At 34.6% G+C, this 13,602-nt stretch carries 14 protein-coding genes and 1 pseudogene; 13 read left to right on the top strand and 2 right to left on the bottom strand.

The features are described from left to right. Window positions 1-632 precede the first annotated feature (632 nt). The 3 genes from JFU24_RS30685 to JFU24_RS04445 all read left to right on the top strand — a co-directional run bounded on the left by JFU24_RS30685 (window position 633) and on the right by JFU24_RS04445 (window position 2,892). Window positions 633-866, top strand: a complete 234-nt coding sequence (locus tag JFU24_RS30685; RefSeq protein WP_342214665.1) for a recombinase family protein — start codon at window positions 633-635, stop codon at window positions 864-866. 546 nt (window positions 867-1,412) lie between these two features. Continuing rightward, window positions 1,413-1,820 (top strand): YbaN family protein, encoded by a 408-nt coding sequence (locus JFU24_RS04450; protein ID WP_223305294.1) that lies wholly within the window; start codon window positions 1,413-1,415, stop codon window positions 1,818-1,820. A gap of 364 nt (window positions 1,821-2,184) precedes the next feature. Beyond that, window positions 2,185-2,892 (top strand): DUF421 domain-containing protein, encoded by a 708-nt coding sequence (locus JFU24_RS04445; protein ID WP_242485275.1) that lies wholly within the window; start codon window positions 2,185-2,187, stop codon window positions 2,890-2,892. A 53-nt stretch (window positions 2,893-2,945) separates the two neighbouring features. Here the strand turns inward: JFU24_RS04445 and JFU24_RS04440 are convergent, their stop codons facing one another. Both JFU24_RS04440 and JFU24_RS04435 read right to left on the bottom strand, forming a co-directional pair. Beyond that, window positions 2,946-3,278, bottom strand: a complete 333-nt coding sequence (locus JFU24_RS04440; RefSeq protein WP_201224763.1) for a YmaF family protein — start codon at window positions 3,276-3,278, stop codon at window positions 2,946-2,948. 27 nt (window positions 3,279-3,305) lie between these two features. Next, the gene (locus JFU24_RS04435) at window positions 3,306-3,467 is read right to left on the bottom strand and encodes a hypothetical protein (protein WP_201224762.1); all 162 of its coding nucleotides are present in this window, start codon (window positions 3,465-3,467) and stop codon (window positions 3,306-3,308) included. Window positions 3,468-4,165: 698 nt separating this feature from the next. Between JFU24_RS04435 and JFU24_RS04430 the strand changes: the two genes are divergently transcribed. The 10 genes and pseudogenes from JFU24_RS04430 to JFU24_RS04390 all read left to right on the top strand — a co-directional run bounded on the left by JFU24_RS04430 (window position 4,166) and on the right by JFU24_RS04390 (window position 13,570). Then, entirely contained in the window at window positions 4,166-4,525 is a 360-nt protein-coding gene (locus JFU24_RS04430) for a sigma 54-interacting transcriptional regulator (RefSeq protein WP_201249563.1), read from the top strand. 12 nt (window positions 4,526-4,537) lie between these two features. Next, window positions 4,538-4,720, top strand: a complete 183-nt coding sequence (locus tag JFU24_RS31190; protein ID WP_201224760.1) for a hypothetical protein — start codon at window positions 4,538-4,540, stop codon at window positions 4,718-4,720. A gap of 9 nt (window positions 4,721-4,729) precedes the next feature. After that, window positions 4,730-4,918 (top strand): hypothetical protein, encoded by a 189-nt coding sequence (locus tag JFU24_RS31185; RefSeq protein ID WP_397443454.1) that lies wholly within the window; start codon window positions 4,730-4,732, stop codon window positions 4,916-4,918. A gap of 518 nt (window positions 4,919-5,436) precedes the next feature. After that, on the top strand, window positions 5,437-5,709 hold the full coding sequence (locus tag JFU24_RS04420; protein WP_201249561.1) for a YitT family protein: 273 nt from the start codon (window positions 5,437-5,439) through the stop codon (window positions 5,707-5,709). Window positions 5,710-5,759: 50 nt separating this feature from the next. Continuing rightward, entirely contained in the window at window positions 5,760-6,062 is a 303-nt protein-coding gene (locus JFU24_RS31180) for a YitT family protein (RefSeq protein WP_397443426.1), read from the top strand. Between the two features lie 512 nt (window positions 6,063-6,574). Then, on the top strand, window positions 6,575-7,996 hold the full coding sequence (locus JFU24_RS04410) for an amino acid permease (RefSeq protein WP_201249560.1): 1,422 nt from the start codon (window positions 6,575-6,577) through the stop codon (window positions 7,994-7,996). 365 nt (window positions 7,997-8,361) lie between these two features. Further along, a pseudogene (phnX, locus tag JFU24_RS04405) lies at window positions 8,362-9,153 on the top strand (phosphonoacetaldehyde hydrolase); the annotation flags it as partial. A gap of 239 nt (window positions 9,154-9,392) precedes the next feature. Next, window positions 9,393-11,156, top strand: coding sequence for a sulfoacetaldehyde acetyltransferase (xsc, locus tag JFU24_RS04400; protein ID WP_201180897.1), 1,764 nt, complete (start codon window positions 9,393-9,395; stop codon window positions 11,154-11,156). Window positions 11,157-11,331: 175 nt separating this feature from the next. Beyond that, the gene (locus tag JFU24_RS04395) at window positions 11,332-12,690 is read left to right on the top strand and encodes an aminotransferase (protein ID WP_176527411.1); all 1,359 of its coding nucleotides are present in this window, start codon (window positions 11,332-11,334) and stop codon (window positions 12,688-12,690) included. A gap of 136 nt (window positions 12,691-12,826) precedes the next feature. Then, window positions 12,827-13,570, top strand: a complete 744-nt coding sequence (locus JFU24_RS04390; RefSeq protein WP_201249559.1) for a PIG-L family deacetylase — start codon at window positions 12,827-12,829, stop codon at window positions 13,568-13,570. Window positions 13,571-13,602: the final 32 nt, after the last annotated feature.

The following is a 13,602-nucleotide window of genomic DNA, read 5'->3' as shown; positions in this document are numbered from 1 at the left end:
ATTGTAAATTGAATGTACTTAATATCTTGTCGTAAAATCAGGGGCAGTTAAAAATCCGCTCTACAAAAATTTTATTGAGAAAATATAATACTTTATTTTAGAAGATTAAATTTTAGGTTGTTTTTCCTATTTAAAAAGTACTGTGCTACTCGAAAATTCTAGTAATTTTAGGAGCGCAAAATTACTAGATTTTATCCCATTATAATTTCTATAAACTGCATATTGATAATCAACTGTTTTTATTGTTTAATATTGTTGCTTTTTGTTTAATTTTGTAAAAGGAAATTTGTAATATATTTCATGTGAATTGCGGCTCTATTGTTAAAAACCATTAAATGCCTATCAACCTTTGTGCCAGTCCAACATTTAATAAAGAAACAAGAATTATTATGAATAGGAATGATGGGGAATGGCAAAAAGAAACCGAGGAAAAACAATCAGCTACTTGCCTTCAAATGGCAGAGGGACATGCCCACTGTGTGAAAGAACAGGAGTAAAGCTTCTCTACCCGCACAAAACTGAAACAAACCAAACCATCAAAGTCTGCAAAAACTGCCGCCATAAATAAAAATCTCATAGTATAAAAAATCACATTCAGATGACTGTCCACACCGCGTGGACAGTGTATTTTTGTGGTGCCTGTCACCATTGATACTACTATAGTATTGCAGGTTCTTTCGTTCGTTGCTGAAAAAGAAAGAGAGGATATTAATAGGAGGCAACGAGAAGGAATTCAATCGGCCAAAGCAAAAGGCAAACATCTAGGCAGACCGAAAATAAGCCTAGTAGCATTAAATGAGAAACAGAAAGCAATTTTAATAACTAAATATGAATCATGGAAAGGATTAAAAGGGGATAAAATTTAATATGGAGAGAAATTCAATGAACAATATTTCAACATACTTTGGATCAAACTTATTTCAAACCGACAATCATATCTAATAATTTGTTAAAGGAGTAGCCGCAACAAAGATTTTGGCTTAGGATGTTAAGGAATGTTTAAACTAAGACATAGATTAAAAAATAGAAAAGTATCGAGACATTGTATCATGATACTTTTCCATTGTCATTTGTTACCAAAATTCAAATTAGATTTGGTTAAAATGAAAAACTTGTATTAATGTTTTCTCCGAGTTCAGTATTATTGATTTTATTACACTTTAACCAATATTTTGATTCATTTATCATTTTGGAGGATATAGTGTTCTCCTCATTGTAAAATGTGTAATTAAGATTAGGATAACAATTTTCAATAATAAAGGCGAAAAATCTATATAGACAAAGCGAGTATTTGTGAGAAAATCGTATTAAACTGAGGGAGCCAATAAGAAAATGGTAAGATACTATTCAGTGATGTTGAATCAATTGGACTTCCCTTTTACGTTATAAGGGAATAGAATATAAATAAAAAGGTGATTACAATTAAAAAAGTAAAAAGTATCCTATTTTTGCTTCTTGGATTCATATCACTTGTGATCGGTGTTGCAGGGACTGTGTTACCTGTTCTGCCGGGCGGTCCGTTTTACTTATTCGCTGCTTTTTGCTTTGCGAAAAGTTCCAAGTCGATTGAAAACTGGTTCAAAAGCACCTCATTATATGAAAAATACGTTGAAGCATTCCTGCAAAAAAAAGGTATGACCCGAAAAGAGAAAATCAGAATCAATTTAGTTGCTGATTTCTTCATCATAATTTCTGTATTTTTTGTGGACATCCTTTTAGTGAAAATCCTGTTGGTAGTGCTCGCCCTCTACAAACATTATTATTTCATTAAAAAAATTAAAACAATTGACCGAAACAGTACGAAACAAAGAGATTCTTGAAAATTTTCTTCAAATAACGGGTGCTTTACTTCAATTAGGGAGTTGCTTCGGCGACTCTTTTTCTTATGGAGCTAAATGAGCAGGTTTTGTTGAAGAAGGTGTCTCAGTAAAAATAGAGAAATATTATATGAAGCTACCTATGCCATGGTAATACTGAAATGAGGGGTACCTATTCTTTTTTTCAAGAAGATTAATTGGACAAATTGACCATTTAAGTCGTGTTTGTCTAAAATGATTTACTTGACCTTTGCAAATCCAAAATTTCCGGTTTAGATACGAATTAAATTTCTAATACTAAAGATATCTTTTATTCAGTTAGTACGTTTGATAGAAGTTGAGAATTTTTATAAGAGGTGATGCAAAATTGGAAACATTTTACCGTACATTCTTGATTTTTGTTGTAGGATATTTATTTTTAAGGTTGAGTGGAAAAAAAGCAGTAGCTCAAATGCACACTTTCGATTTATTGTATATTCTTGTCCTTACCAATATCATCAGTTCCCCAGTAGAGGATAATAATTTGGGAAAGGCTATTACCTATGCTGGAATTACAGTAATTTTATATAAAATTTTTATACGTATATCCTTACATAATAAATTAAGATGGGTCTTATATGAAAGTCCAACGGTATTAATTCAAAACGGGGATATTGATATAAAGGGGTTGAAAAAGGTACGTATGCCAATAAATGAATTATTGTCACATTTAAGAGTAAAAGGGTATACCGATACTCAAAACATTGCCATTGCAGTGATGGAGGAAACAGGAAGTATTAGTGTTATTCCCAAGTCAGAATACCGACCAGTTCAACCTAATGATATAAATTTAAGTGTCAAGAGAGAATATCTTCCTATCCCACTCATACTGGACAGTCAAATTGTTTACCATAATTTAAAATATCTACAATTAAACCAAAGCTGGCTAATTAACGAGCTCGAAAAAATGGGTGAAAAAATAGAGAATATTACATTAGCAACTTTTTTAGAAGATGGAAAGTTATTTATAGATAATAATGAAATTAAGGAACATAAAAGCGATCCTTATTACTACAAGCCAGGGAGAGATAATTAATTACAGAGAAGCCTTAATAAAAAAGAAAAGGTGTTTGGAACAGTTGAATTACTTTACTTGTTTCCTGGAGCTGGCTGGCCAACGCTCTTCAGCCGATGGCGATGTCCATTGGCTTCTGTTGTATTAAAATCATAGTAATGAACATGCATACCATTTCCTACAGGAAAAGCAGGGCCGGAGTATGCCTGGTAATAGTGAGTATGGCCATCTTCATAGACAACAAATCCTTCCGTGTAATGCACATGGTTATCATCTTTACTCATAACAGGAGGAGAAGTTACATCTAAACACTGATGAACATGGCCAGCATCAACAGATGTATAGTAAACGGATCTATGATTGTGGTTTGGCACAAATCCTTGAATAAAAACATTCTTTCCTACCATTAATCCACTCCCAATCATCTCACTTTTTCAATATATATAGATTTCGGTTTTTTTTAACTGTTCACTCATATTCATACGTTTTTCCAATACCTTAATCATGTAAAAGCCATGTTCACTTAATACCTCATCATGAATCTGGCATGTTTGAATTAACACTAATGTTTGGTCTTGATATAGTGTTTTTCCCATCTTTTTCCCTCCCTAACATAAATATAATCATATAATTGATTCCAATTGTGAAAATATAGAAAAAATACAATATACCAATATAATTTTTATCATTCTAAGAAGGGAAGGACAACCAAAAGGGTTGACTTCTTATATATAACGCTTTATGACTAGTATCCCAATTAGCAAAATTGACATCTCTTAAAACTTACCGCTTGAGTGTGTAAGCATCTTTCATGTGAGCTGTATTTTGTACATGCCTGACTGAGGTAAACTTATTTCATACAGTTGGAAATAGGGAGTGCATATCTCTATAAAAAACGAACATATCGTTATAAAGAACACCCATTTGAGAAAGTGACCTCTATTTAATCTCTAGGTGTCATTTTTTCTTTTTTGTTTAAGGAGTTTGTCATTTTTTCTTGGTTTTTTTATGAATGTCTTCTCAATTTTTTATCAAGCCTCAAAAAGTTTAGGATTCAGTACTATTGATTTACAGATGCAAGAATTATGCCGAAGTTTGAATGCACGAAATATTTAGATATTATATATCAACTTATATAATAATGATGTTGAATTGTCACCGACCTGGTAATAAAATGACTACAAAAGGAGAGTGGATAATGGCGAAAATAATTGAACCTGATAAAGAAATTGAAGCAAAACAAAGAATTAATACTTCACAAATTGTTTATAGAAGTCAGGAAATGCAAAATTAAATGGAAAAGGCAAAAAAAGGAGGGAAGGCTGGTCTTTTTGAAAAAGCTAATACAGGCACCATACTCTTAGATGAAATTGGTGAACTACCATTGTTGATGCAAGCTAAATTGCTTCGTGTTCTTCAAGATCAAGCAATTACTCGAATAGGTGATTCGAAGCTAATTCCTCTTACGTTTCGGTTAGTTTGTTCTACCAATAAAGACCTCAGGGATCTTGTTAATAAAAAACAATTCAGAGAAGACTTGTGGTACCGAATTAATGTGATTCATTTGAATATTCCACCGTTATACAAGCGGAAATCCGACATTTTACCTCTTATTGATGTTTACCTTACAATGCTTTGTGAGCAGTACGGATAAAAAAAACAAATCATGCCTGAATCTTTAAAGATTATGGAAAGCTATCAATGGCCTGGTAATGTTCGTGAATTAAAAAATATTATAGAGTTTTTAGTAGTATCAACATCAGTACCATTCATAACCCCTAGAGACTTGCTAGAACATATAAGAGATAAATGGAATTTAGAAATTCCCCAAGAAATATTCCGCGATTAAAAGTCAGATATTAATCTATTATCCACAAATAATCTTAACCTAAAGGAAGCCATGACTCAATTTGAATCTCAGATGATCTTAAATGCCCATCAATCTTCACAAAGCCTTAGAAAAGCTACCATTAAGCTCGACATTGACCATGCAAATCTGATAAGGAGAATGAAACGTCTCGGAATCCAATTTTCATACAAAAGATAAGATTCATAATTTTAGCAATAATATTCTTCAATTGAGTATTCACTCAAAATGGGTTTGGTTTGCTTTAATATACTCCTAACCGTTCTCGAGCCTATTGGATTGTTCGGGAAGAAATGATGCTGACTGCCACTTGATAATTCTACGATCTTTTAATTTGTCTGCCAATATTATTACTACTTTTGATAATGAATGAATCAGGTTCTGAGAGTAGGACTATTTCAAAATAAGATTCCTTTTAACTTAAGTAGGAGGCTTAATACAATTATTGTCAGATTGCATGAATATTACGGTGATAAGGAGGGAAGAGAGCTTCTAGCAAGGAATTCATTCTACTTATATCAAAAAGCAGTGGCGGTAAAGACTAAATGTAACTTGAACGAATCTTGAATATTTGAACTTACAAATGAATGTTGTTCATATAGTTCAAGTATAAATATATATATATCGAAGGAGGAGAAAGCTCTACTGGCTAATTTTTAGACTTTTTCTTAAATTGTAATAGGAAGGTGACAAAATTAATGAAGGACTTAATTAAAATTATTGTGGGAAATATTTCAATGACCTTTGCCTATGCTTATTTGATCGTACCAAATGAAATTATTAATGGTGGTGTGACGAGTTCCGCGTTACTATTAAATGCCTTATCTGGCTATAACATAGCCATGCTTGCCAATTTTGTTACAGGACTATTATTAATTATATGTTTAGTTTTTCTAGGAAAAGAGTACTTTTTCAAATCAATAGTAAGTTCCCTTAGTTATATGCTTTTTTTAACCTTTTTTATTCACTGAATATAAGCATTGATGTAAACATCATTGTAGTAATTATTATTTCGTCGATTTTGATAGCACTAGGATACTATTTATGTATAACAGCAAATGCATCCACTGTGGGGTTTGATGTTATAGCTTTAATTTTACATAACAAAAATAAAAAAATAGATATAGCAGCGACAATCAGGATAATTAATCTTATTGTACTATTATTGGGTCTGCTTGTTTATGGTTATACTTCGATCATAAAGGGTGTTGCGTTTACGTTGATCTTTTCGTCACTTTTAAAGAAAATGCTTAATAGAAATCAGAAGGCAGTAATGATAGATACCGAAGGGCAATTGGACAAAACAGCTAAAATGGAAAAATAGAATTACGAGATCAGGAGTCAGTCTGGTGTTTTGTAAACATTAAAATTATGTTCTTATAATGATTCTTGAACGGTTGTCCGAATATTCTGATTTTTAAATTGACTTTAAAAAAGTCAGAGTGTATTATACACATAGAAAGTGGTACTAACATCATGACGTAGTGATGTTAGTTCCATTTCAATTGTCATAATAAACTATATGGAGGAGGAAATAGGATAACAGAAAATCTAGAGCTTCGTCTCTTCGGTTGTGAATAATATTAAGCAATAAGCTGAAAAGACCTATTCTTATGTGTCTACACACATAAGAATAACGCTAGTGTTTGTTTCGGAAATGTCTATTTATTGGTAAATCTGCACCGTTTTATGGTTATGTATGATTTTTTTTACTATTTTGTGAGTATGTAAGGGAAAGGTAGTTTATGTAGTTGTGTTAGAGTAGCCTGGCTTTTTAAGTGGATGTAAGCGTTATCAATAGGTGGTTCCCCAAATTACTGAAAGTTGGTGGAGGTTATGAAACATCAACAAGAAGAATTGAAACCTGGTCTTAAACAAAGACATTTAACAATGATATCTTTGAGTGGTGTAATAGGAGCTGGTTTATTCGTAGGAAGCGGTATTATTATTGGTCAAACAGGCCCCGGAGCGATTTTATCATACGTATTAGCAGGCTTAATCGTTGTTTTAGTCATGAGAATGCTCGGAGAAATGGCTACAGTAAACCCTAATACAGGATCTTTTGCTGTTTATGCAAGAGAAGGGATTGGTGAGTGGGCCGGTTTTACTACAGGTTGGTTATATTGGTTTTTTTGGGTTATTGTAATTGCACTAGAAGCAACAGCAGGGGCGACGATAATACATGAGTGGCTTCCTTCAGTTCCAGTATGGTTAATAAGTCTCTCATTAATAATTCTATTAAAACTAACAAATATATTTTCTGTTAAATCATTTGGCGAATTTGAATATTGGTTTTCTATTATTAAAATAGTCAGTATTATTCTATTCTTATGTCTAGGAGTAGCGGTGATTCTGGGTTTAATACCAACGATAAAGCCACCTGGCGCTTCTAATCTTTTGAACTTTGGTGGTTTTATTCCTAACGGGATTAGTTCAGTTCTTGTTGGTGTAGCGATTGTTTTTCACGCTTTCGTTGGAGTTGAGATTCCAGCCATTGCAGCTGGAGAGACTAGTGATCCAGTAAAGTCTGTAAGAAGTGCGTTAAATAGCGTGGTATGGCGAATACTTATTTTTTATATCGGTTCAATAGCTATACTAGTGACACTTTTACCTTGGAATTCAGCATCCTTGCTTAAAAGTCCTTTTGTTGCTGTTCTTGAAATGATGGGAATTCCTTCAGCTGCTTTAATTATGAATATCGTAGTTCTAACCGCTTTGCTGTCCTGTTTGAATTCAGGACTTTATACGAGCTCTCGGATGTTATTTTCTCTTGCACAAAAGGGTGATGCCCCAAAATTATTTTCAAAAGTGAGCAAGAATGGGGTCCCAGTTTTGGCGGTAATTGCAAGTACACTGTTTGCCTTTATTAGCACAATTTTTAGTTATATTTCTCCTGACAAAATATTTTTCTTTTTAGTAAATTCTTCTGGTGGAATTGGAATTCTTGTCTATCTAGCCATTGCGATTTCTCATCTCCGTTTGAGGAAAAGAATGGAAAAAGAGAATCCTGGGATTTTCAAGATTAAAATGTGGTTATTTCCGTATTTAACTTATGCAACCATTATTTCTATGATTTCCGTTTTAATATTAATGGCATTTATAGATTCACAGCGTCCACAGTTTATTTTTACGATGCTATTCAGTTTTATAGTTATAGGTTCTTTCTTTTTATTTCGACGAAAAAAAGCGAAGTATATGGAGAATGAATTAAATATTGTTCCTAGCCCCCTAATTCTGAGAAATTCTAAATATAATTAATCTAAACTTCTACGCGATCAATAGACATTGGTAATATGACAATTACAAAACTAGTTCGATTCAACTTAACCAATTAAAATCAGAATATTTATTGCTACGATTACTTCTATGGATTTCCTCAGATGAACATTCTTCAATTATCTGCATTTTTTAGCTAGACTATAGTGATTTCCTTAATATTTATCTGTAAAAAGTACTTAATAGAATTCAGTTTCAGGTAAATCATATTGTTTTACTCTTTAATAAATGAGACATTCCTTCATTGTCAGTCCACAATTACCGCAAAGTCTTAAGAGGACTTTACGTGCTTTTTTAGAATAAGCCCCTTTTTGTGAGGGATCAATAAATTGGGAGGGGGAAACAGCTTGGAAAGTACAAATGAACTGAATGGGAAGGTTCAGGCAGTTATATTTGATTGGGCTGGCACAACGGTTGATTATGGTTGTTTTGCACCGGTCCAAGTGTTTGTAGAAGTATTTAGTAAAAGGGGGATTGATATTACCATTGAGGAAGCAAGAAAACCAATGGGCTTATTAAAAATTGACCACATAAGGGAACTCCTGAAAATGACTAGGATCTCGAATTTATGGGTTACAGCATTTGGGAAAGAACCAAATGAAAAAGATGTAAATGCTCTATATAGGGACTTTGAGGATTTGTTATTCAAGGTTCTCCAAAATTACGCCAAGCCTGTACCTGGTTTAATTGAACTCGTTAGCGGTTTAAGACAACGAGGAATAAAAATCGGTTCAACAACTGGCTATACTCGTGAAATGATAGATGTTGTATCAGGAGAGGCAAAAAAGTGGGGCTATCAACCAGACTCTATTGTCGCGTCTTCAGAAGTGCCTACAGGACGTCCTGCTCCTTGGATGTGTTTTCAAACAGCTATTAACCTACAAGTATATCCACTAAGTAAGATTGTAAAGGTTGGTGATACAATCAGTGACATCAAAGAGGGGATTCATGCTGGAATGTGGACTGTTGGTGTATTAAAAGGCGGCAGCGAAATAGGCCTTTCTGAACAAGAAATCAACGAAATGGATCCGTATGAGCTCAAAAAGCGAATGAAGAATGCTGAAAATCGTTTTCTAAATGCAGGTGCCGACTTCGTTATTGATGAAATAGGAGATTTATTAGAAATAATTGATAGAATTAATTACAGATTGACAGAAAAAAAGAAACTTTTATCGGGGGCTAAAACAGATATATTAATAAAAAAATGTGATATTACCACTCTTATCTGTATGTGCAAGGATATTAATTTTAAATAAATTCAAAATATTCAATTTATTCGTTGACTGTTCGATAGAATGGTAGTATTATACATCTTATAACTGGTACGGACGTTGCAACGTCATTATCAGAAATACATTAAAGTTAAGGAGAATGTGCAATGGTCGAAACAAAAATGTTAAGAGGAACGAAAGTAAAAATGACACCAAGTGAAGCTATTGTTGAGACATTAGTGGCAGAGGGAGTCAAACATATATCGGGAATTCTAGGTTCTGCTTTTATGGATATGCTTGATTTATTGCCAACAGCAGGCATTCGATTTATTGGAGTTCGACATGAACAAAGTGCTGCTCATATGGAAGATGCTTATTGTCGTGTCTCAGGTGTTGCTGGGGTTGTTATCGGTCAAAACGGACCTGGAATGACCAATATGGTAACCTCTGTAGCAGCGGCCAATCAAGCTCATACTCCTATGGTAGTAATATCTCCTTCAGCAGGTACACCAACTGTTGGATGGGATGGTTTTCAGGAATGTGATCAGGTTTCCATTTTCAAGGCCATCACAAAAGAAACGGTGAGAGTGACCCACCCAGGTCGAGTCGCTGATTGTCTACGGACAGCATTTCGAATTGCTTATGCTGAAAGAGGACCTGTATTATTTGATATCCCTCGTGATTATTTCTATGGTGAAGTGGAGGATCAAATTCTTCAACCACATCAATATCGCGTAGATTCACGAGGATGCGGGTCATCTGAATCCTTGGATAGAGCAGCTGAAATTTTAGCTGAGGCTGAGTATCCAGTTATTATTTCAGGTAGAGGGACAGTTGATTCAGATGGTATTGAGGAAATTAAAAATATAGCAGAACACTTGACAGCTCCGGTAGCTGTATCCTATATGCATAATGATGCATTTCCTGCAGATCATCCGTTAGCTGTTGGCCCAATAGGATATATGGGATCAAAAGCTGCTATGAATACACTAAAGAAAGCAGATGTTATTTTAGCGGTTGGTACAAGATTATCCGTATTTGGTACATTACCATGTTATGACATTGAATATTTCCCTAAAGAGGCAAAAATAATTCAAATAGATATTAATCCAAGGCAAATCGCTAGAACCCACCCAGTTGAAGTTGGTATTATCGGTGATGCTCGTGAAGCTAGTCGAGAAATTATGAAACGGTTAAAGGAAATTAAACCTAGCCTAAAACAAGAAAAAGCGCGGATGGTAGAAGTAACAAATGAAAAACAAAAATGGGAAGAAGAACTAGTAGAACTTGCGATGATAGATGGGACACCAATTAACCCGCGTCGCGCCCTCTTAGAATTAACAAAAGTGTTACCTGAGAATGCTATTGTTTCAACAGATATTGGTAATGTATCATCAACTGCAAACGCTTACTTGAAATTTAACCAGAGCCGTAGACACATCGCTGCCCTAACATTCGGAAACACCGGTTTTGCTTATCCATCTGCACTTGGTGCCAAATTAGCTGAGCCGAATACACCTGTTTTAGCAATCGTTGGAGATGGAGCATGGGGAATGAGCTTACATGAAGTAAGTACAGCAGTTGAAGAAAACATTCCAGTCATCGCGTGCGTCTTTAATAATAATGCATGGTGTGCAGAGAAAAAGAACCAAGTCGATTTTTATAATAATCGTTTTGTTGGGGCAGATATCCAAAATCCAGATTTTGCAGAAGTTGCTCGTTCGATGGGAGCAGTTGGAATTAGAGTGGAAAAACCTGAAGAATTAGGACCTGTCATAGAAGCGGCAATAAAATCAAACAAACCAACCGTCATTGATATTCAGGTGGATGGAACCCAATTAGCGCCTCCATTTAGAAAAGACGCTTTAAAAATGCCTACTAGATTATTAGAAAAGTACGCTCATTTAGATCATAAAAACTGGGATAAATAATTTCTAAAAAAGAATGTTATAACGGACGCGATACTTAATGGATGTATTTTGAGTTATCGCGTCTATTTACTACTTAACATCAATATTTTCATACTCTTGTTTTCTATTTTGAGTTGGATCGGTATAGGTAACTTAACTAAAATTCATTTCAATAAATAAAAAGGGGGTTTTAATATTGAAATTAGAAACTGAAACGAAAGACCTTGTTCAAATGGATAAAGATCATTTATGGCATGCGATGCATCGTTATAACGAAAAGGAAAGTCCCATGATTGCAACGGAAGGAAGCGGCTCATGGTTTACCGATACAAAAGGGGATAAATATTTAGATGGGGTTTCTGGATTATGGTGCTTGAATTTAGGACATGGACGAAAAGAAATTGCTCAAGCAGCGTATGAGCAAATGGTGAATTTATCTTACTTCCCATTAACTTTAAGCCATAAGCCAGCTATTGAACTATCTTCTAAAATAAGTGAACATTTAAAAGGTTCATATACAACTTTTTTCACTAACAGTGGATCTGAAGCGAATGAGACCGCTTTTAAAATTGCTCGTCAATATCATTCTCAAAATGGAAACCCGGGGAAATACAAATTCATCTCTAGGTATCGAGCCTATCATGGTAATACTTTCGGTGCTTTAAGTGCAACAGCTCAGGCGAATCGGAGAGTGAAATATGACCCAGCGGTTCCGGGTTTTCTGCATGTGCCACCACCATATAGTTATCGAAGCCCATTTGGAGAAAACGCAGAGAACTCTGACCTCCTTGCAGCAGAATATCTTGATCAGGTTATTAACTTTGAAGGATCAGAGACTGTAGCTGGCGTTATACTTGAACCATTCATTTCAGGCGGCGGGGTCCTTATCCCTTCAAAAGAATACTTAACAAAAGTTTCGGAAATTTGTAAGAAGCATGATGTTCTTTTAATTGTGGATGAAGTGGTTTCAGGTTTTGGCAGAACAGGAAAAATGTTTGGCTTTATGCACTCTGATGGGGTTCAACCTGATATTGTAACAATGGCAAAGGGATTGACCAGCGGTTATCTTCCACTAGGAGCAACAGCTGTGAACTCTAGGATTTATGAAAAATTTAAGGAGAACGGAAATTTAAATCATTTTAGACATGTGTCAACCTACGGAGGTCACCCTGCATCTTGCGCAGTTGCTCTCAAGAACATTGAAATTATCGAAAATGAAAATATTGTTCAACGAGTATCTGAACTCAGTGAATCAACACTAAGTGAACTCTTTGAATTGACTGCTCTAGAAAAAGTTGGAGAAGTGCGTGGAATTGGATTTTTATATGGAATTGAACTAGTAGAAGATAAAAAATCAAAAACACCTGTATCTGAAGAGCTAATGGGAAAGGTAATTGGGGCTTGTAAGAAAAAAGGCCTGATTATTGGCAGAAACGGAGATACAGTTCCTGGATACGGGAATGTATTAATTATTGCACCGCCTTTATCCTCAACTGTTGAAGATTTACACTTTGTCATAGAAACTGTTAAATCTGTTTTGTATGAATTGTGTTAACCCTTAATGTAGATAAAGGCGTCAGATAACTTTATTGGTCACGATTAAAGTGGGCATGATATGTCTAACTGTTTTGACATCCATGTCCGTTTTTTTTATATAAATGCTGATAGACTAATACAAAAGCGGAGGTATTATGGTATCTCAAAAAAAGTTATTGGTAATACTTGCGCATCCTGATGATGAGTCATTTCTTTGTGGAGGAACGATCGCCAAAATTTCTAAACTTGGTGTACAGGTAACCTTACTTTGTGCAACAAAAGGTGAGATGGGCAGGCGTATGGGCAATCCCATTCTTACAACGAGAGAATCATTGCCGATATTACGAGAACTAGAGTTAAAAAACGCATGCGAAGAATTAGGGATTAACGATCTGCGGTATTTAAATTTAAGGGATAAAACAATTGAGTTTGAAGATATAGATTTATTAGTAGAGCGAATTGTAAAAGTGATTCGAGAAATTAAACCTCAAGTAATAGTAACGTTTAATGAGAAATATGGGGGACATCCAGACCATTGTGCAATTGGTCGTGCAGCGACATTAGCATTTTCAAAATCAGGTGATTCAGATTTTTATCCAGATTCTGTTTTCTCTGCCTTTAAGGCTCAGAGACTGTACTTTGTCCTTTGGCATACATATTATGAAAAATGGATAAAAGAGAGCATGCTGAAAAGTGTGACTAAAGTAAATATCTCAGAAACTCTGCAAAAAAAGATTCGGGCTTTAAGGTCTCATCGTTCCCAAACTTTAGCCGTTCCTGAATTATGGGATAATCAAAAACCTACTTTACCTTTTTTAACAGAATACGAGTATTTTATTAAAGGAAATCCTCCCTATATTATAGATGAAACTGATCTTTTTCAAACAATAGAAATGTAGCGATGATCCATGATTTTTAAAGTAAACCGGGT

Origin of the sequence: Peribacillus sp. TH27 (assembly GCF_016650915.1) — a bacterium.
GTDB classification, from domain to species: domain Bacteria; phylum Bacillota; class Bacilli; order Bacillales; family DSM-1321; genus Peribacillus; species Peribacillus butanolivorans.
Note: the sequence above shows the minus strand (reverse complement) of the source record. Positions and strands in the feature narration are given on the sequence as shown.

What these genes read in the sequence shown, in the direction of transcription:
- JFU24_RS04410 (WP_201249560.1), top strand. Translation starts at nt 6,575, where the DNA reads ATGAAACATCAACAAGAAGAATTGAAACCTGGTCTTAAACAAAGACAT.
- JFU24_RS04390 (WP_201249559.1), top strand. Translation starts at nt 12,827, where the DNA reads ATGGTATCTCAAAAAAAGTTATTGGTAATACTTGCGCATCCTGATGAT.
- xsc (WP_201180897.1), top strand. Translation starts at nt 9,393, where the DNA reads ATGGTCGAAACAAAAATGTTAAGAGGAACGAAAGTAAAAATGACACCA.
- JFU24_RS04440 (WP_201224763.1), bottom strand. Translation starts at nt 3,278, where the DNA reads ATGGTAGGAAAGAATGTTTTTATTCAAGGATTTGTGCCAAACCACAAT.
- JFU24_RS04435 (WP_201224762.1), bottom strand. Translation starts at nt 3,467, where the DNA reads ATGGGAAAAACACTATATCAAGACCAAACATTAGTGTTAATTCAAACA.
- JFU24_RS04430 (WP_201249563.1), top strand. Translation starts at nt 4,166, where the DNA reads ATGGAAAAGGCAAAAAAAGGAGGGAAGGCTGGTCTTTTTGAAAAAGCT.
- JFU24_RS04420 (WP_201249561.1), top strand. Translation starts at nt 5,437, where the DNA reads ATGAAGGACTTAATTAAAATTATTGTGGGAAATATTTCAATGACCTTT.
- JFU24_RS31190 (WP_201224760.1), top strand. Translation starts at nt 4,538, where the DNA reads ATGCCTGAATCTTTAAAGATTATGGAAAGCTATCAATGGCCTGGTAAT.